The organism is Kitasatospora sp. NPDC007106 (assembly GCF_040634455.1).
In the GTDB taxonomy this organism is placed as follows: domain Bacteria; phylum Actinomycetota; class Actinomycetes; order Streptomycetales; family Streptomycetaceae; genus Kitasatospora; species Kitasatospora arboriphila.
In genome coordinates this window covers 1-3,333 of the sequence record NZ_JBEYFP010000657.1, presented here as the reverse complement: position 1 = coordinate 3,333, position 3,333 = coordinate 1, and the positions used below count along the sequence as shown (strand labels likewise).

The following is a 3,333-nucleotide window of genomic DNA, read 5'->3' as shown; positions in this document are numbered from 1 at the left end:
GTCGTCGTCAAGCTGATGCGGGTGCTGCTGCTCGCCCCGCTGGTCGCCGGCACCGCCCTCGCCCTGGCCCGCCGCGCCCGGCCGTCCGGCGTGGCAACGGCCCCCGGCGGCAAAGGGAGCGCCGGTGCCCGGCGGCCCTCCCCGGTGCCGCTGTTCGTGGCCGGCTTCCTGCTCGCCGTCGCCGTCCGCTCCACCGGCCTGCTGCCCGACGCGGCCCTGAACCTCGCCCAGGACGGCCGTGAACTCCTGCTCGCCGCAGCCCTGTTCGGCCTCGGCAGTGCGGTCGACCTGCCCGCCCTGCTGCGCACCGGCGGCCGGATCGCGCTGCTCGGCCTCGGCTCCTGGGCGGTGGTCGCCGGGGTGTCCTATATCGGTGTCCTGCTGACCCGCTGAGCGGTTAGAGTCGGTCGCGTCCGACCTGTCCGACCCCCGAGGTGCGCAGCGATGAACCGCCCGCCCGTCCGCGAAGACGCCGCCCCCGTCACCCTGGACCGGCGGGAGGGCCCGTACGGCGAGGTGGTGCTCCGCCGCCGCGGCGAGTACCTGGAGATCATCGCCAACGGCTGCTTCCTGATGGACACCGCGGACGGCCGCTCCGAACGGCTGCTGGTGCAGGCCGCGTTGGACGCGCTCGCCGCACCCCGGCCGTCCGTGCTGATCGGCGGGCTCGGCGTCGGCTTCTCGCTGGCGCACGCGGTGGCCGAGCCCCGCTGGGGCCGGATCGCGGTGGCGGAGCGGGAGGCGGCCGTCATCGACTGGCACCGCACCGGCCCGCTCGGCGCGTTCTCCGCCGGGGCCCTGGACGATCCGCGGGTCAGCGTGCTGCACACCGACCTGGTGGCGCACCTGGCCGGCGGCGGCGAGGCGTACGACGCGCTCTGCCTCGACATCGACAACGGCCCGGACTGGACGGTGGACGAGACCAACGACGGGCTGTACGGCCCGGCCGGCCTGGCCGCCGCGCATCGCCGGCTCAACCCCGGCGGCGTCCTGGCGGTGTGGAGCGCCCGGCCCTCCGCCGCCTTCGAGCAGGCGTTGCGCAGGGCCGGGTTCGCGGAGGTGCACACCCTGGAGGTGGCGGTCGCGCGCGGCGTGCCGGATGCGGTGCACCTGGCGCGCCGCGCGTGAATCCCTTTGAGGCGAAGGCTACTTGAGGCCGTTGTCCACCGCGGTCATCAGCTCACCGCTCGTGGTGTCGCCGTCGAAGGACCAGATCATGGCCCCCGCCAGCCCCTGCGCCTTGATCCAGGCGGTCTTGCGGGCGATCTCCGTCGGGTCGTCGTAGGTGTAGAGGACGTTCCCGTTGTAGATGTAGGCGAAGCCCGCCACCGGGTCCCGGTAGATCGTGTAACCGCCGCTCGCGGCCATGTCCTTGAGCTTGTGGTAGTCCTCGTAGCCGGCCTCGTAGGTGCCGGGGGCGGCGCCGGTCGAGGTCTGGAACAGGCCGTTGGTGGTGCCGCGCGGCACGCCCTGCCAGCCGCGTCCGTAGAACGGGATGCCGAGGGTCAGCTTGCTCTTCGGGGCCCCGGCCGAGACGTAGGCGTTGATGGCGATCTCGGAGCTGAACCGCTGGTTCGCCGGGCTCGGGTCGCCCGCCGGCAGGGTCAGCGCCGACTGCTGGTTGGTGGTGGTCTCCCAGGCGCCGTGGTAGTCGTAGCCCTGGATCGTGGCGAAGTCGAACGCCCCGAACAGGCCCGGGACGTCGATGCCCGCGGAGATCTTCGCCGGGTCGGCCGGCAGGAAGGCGCTCAGCGTGTAGTGCTTGCCGGTGGTGGCGCCCAGCGCGTCCAGCTGGCGGCGGAACTCCTGGGCCAGCAGGGTGTAGTTGGCCTTGTCGGCGGGCTTGTAGATGTTGCCGAGGTGGCCGTCCGAGTTCGGCCACTCCCAGTCGAGGTCGATGCCGTCGAAGATGCCGGCCGCGGAGCCGGCGCCGCCGCGGCCGTCGATCACCGGCAGGTTGCCCTTGATGTACATGTCGATGCAGGAGCTCACCAGCGCCTTGCGGGAGGCGTCGGTGGCGGCCGCGTCGGAGAACCACTTGCTGTACGACCAGCCGCCGATGGAGATCTGGATCTTCAGGTTCGGGTGCTTGGCCTTCAGCTGCTTGAGCTGGTTGAAGTTGCCCGCCAGCGGCTGGTCCCAGGTGTCCGTGGTGCCGGCCACGGAGCTGCCCGCGTCCCAGCCCTTGCCGAAGTCGGCCCAGGCGTCACCGGCGCCGTCGCCCGCGTTCGGGTCGGAGTCGTTGCCGGCCGCCTTGTTGGTGATGAAGCACTGCTTGGTGGTCGGGTGGATGTTGGCGAAGGCGTAGTTGAGCGTGGTGAGCTTCGCCGCGCTGCCCGAGGTCTCCAGCTGCTTCACGCTGTAGCCGCGGGAGTAGATCGACCACTGGGTGAAGTAGCCGATCTTCATGGTGCCGCCGCCCCCGCCGCCGGTCTGGGTGCGGGCGGTGACCGGGCCGGAGGCGGCCGAGGCGTTGCCCGCCGCGTCCCGGGCCTTCACGGTGAAGGTGTACGAGGTGTCGGCGGCCAGCCCGCCGACGGTGGCCGAGGTGCCGGTGACGGTCGCGGCGATCGTGCCGCCGTTGTACACGTCGTAGGCGACCACGCCGACGTTGTCGGTGGAGGCGCCCCAGGTCAGCGAGACCGAGCTGGACGTGGTGCCGGTGACGGTCGGCGTGCCGGGCGCGGTCGGCGGCTGCGGGTCGGTCGTGGTCGGGACGGTGACGGTCACCGGCCCGGCCGCGGCGGAGCGGTTGCCCGCCGCGTCGAAGGCGACCACGGTGAAGCTGTGCGCGCCCGCGGACAGCCCGGTGACGGTGGCCGAGGTGCCCGTCACGGTGGCCCGCTTGGTGGTGCCCTCCAGCACGTCGTAGCCGGCCACCCCGACGTTGTCGGTGGAGGCCGTCCAGGACAGCGCCGCGCCGTTGCTGCCGCTCGGCGTCCCGGTCAGGTTGCCCGGGGCGGTCGGCGGAGCGGTGTCGCCGCCCCCGCCCCCGCCGCCGCACGGCGCGCCGTTGAGCTTGCAGTTGGCGAGCGGCACGTAGGCGCCCGAATAGGCGATGTTGAAGCCGAAGTTGTACGAGCCGCCGGCCGGGATGCTCGGCTGCCAGCTCGGGTTCTTCACCGTCACGTGCGAGGACGCCACCGTGTAGGTCGCGTTCCACAGCGAGGAGACGGTGTTGTTGGCGGGCAGGTCGAACTCGAGCGTCCAGCCGTTGACGGCGCTCGTGCCGCCGTTGGCGGCCGCGGCCTGCGACCCGAAGACCGAGGACAGCAACGCGACCGCCGTCGCCGTGCAGGCGCTCACCGCGCTCGGCGGCCACCAGGACGCCGT

At 72.8% G+C, this 3,333-nt stretch carries 3 protein-coding genes; 2 read left to right on the top strand and 1 reads right to left on the bottom strand.

Going from position 1 to position 3,333, the window contains the following annotated elements:
• Positions 1–393, top strand: a 393-nt coding sequence (locus ABZ641_RS30265; RefSeq protein WP_359986895.1) for a putative sulfate exporter family transporter, incomplete at its 5' end; no start/stop codon positions are given.
• A 51-nt stretch (positions 394–444) separates the two neighbouring features.
• The gene (locus ABZ641_RS30260; protein WP_359986892.1) at positions 445–1,128 is read left to right on the top strand and encodes a spermidine synthase; all 684 of its coding nucleotides are present in this window, start codon (positions 445–447) and stop codon (positions 1,126–1,128) included.
• Between the two features lie 18 nt (positions 1,129–1,146).
• Here the strand turns inward: ABZ641_RS30260 and ABZ641_RS30255 are convergent.
• Positions 1,147–3,333 (bottom strand): glycosyl hydrolase family 18 protein (locus ABZ641_RS30255; RefSeq protein ID WP_359986889.1); only part of this gene is annotated, 2,187 nt, incomplete at its 5' end.